Below are 813 nucleotides of genomic sequence, written 5' to 3'. Positions count from 1 at the left end.
CGGGCTGTCGATCCGGGCGGCTTGTCAAGCCTTTCGGATCAGCCAGGCCTGCTACCGCTACGAGGCCCGGCGCGACACCGAAGACGAGGAGATCGCCCAGTGGCTGCTGCGGCTGACCGACAATAACCGCACCTGGGGCTTGGGGCTGTGTTTCCTGTACCTGCGCAACGTCAAAGGCTTTGCCTGGAACCACAAGCGGGTGTACCGGATATACCGGCAACTGGAGCTCAACCTGCGCATCAAGCCGCGCAAGCGGCTGGTGCGCGACAAGCCCGAGCCGCTGAGTGTGCCGCAGGCCATCAACGAAGTCTGGTCGATGGACTTCATGCACGACCAGCTGCAAGACGGACGCAGCATCCGGCTGCTCAACGTGATCGACGACTTCAACCGCGAGGCTCTGGGCATCGAAGTGGACCTCTCACTGCCCTCGCATCGTGTGATGCGCACGCTGCAGCAGATCATGGCCTGGCGCGGCAAGCCGCAAGTCATTCGCTGCGACAACGGGCCGGAGTACATCAGCGCCGCGCTGCTGAACTGGGCCAGTGCCCGCGGTATCCACATCGAGCACATCCAGCCCGGCAAGCCCCAACAGAACGCCTACGTGGAGCGCTTCAACAGGACTGTGCGCTATGAGTGGCTGTCGCAGTACCATTGGTGCGATCTTGATGAGGTCCGCGAGTTTGCCACGCAATGGATGTGGCGCTACAACCACGAGCGCCCGAACATGGCCTTGGGCGGCATCACCCCAAAACAGCGGCTGGCCATGGCCGCATAGCTCTACTTCTCGGAGCGCTGGATTTCGGGGGGATTACC

General features: G+C 62.7%; 1 protein-coding gene. It reads left to right on the top strand.

Annotated elements, in window-relative coordinates:
• Positions 1-775 (top strand): IS3 family transposase (locus Taqua_RS13105; RefSeq protein ID WP_144326999.1); only part of this gene is annotated, 775 nt, incomplete at its 5' end.
• Positions 776-813: the final 38 nt, after the last annotated feature.

The organism is Tepidimonas aquatica (assembly GCF_007556585.1).
GTDB classification, from domain to species: Bacteria; Pseudomonadota; Gammaproteobacteria; order Burkholderiales; family Burkholderiaceae_C; genus Tepidimonas; species Tepidimonas aquatica.
The sequence above is the reverse complement of the archived record's forward strand: the minus strand, read 5'-3'. Positions and strand labels throughout refer to the sequence as shown.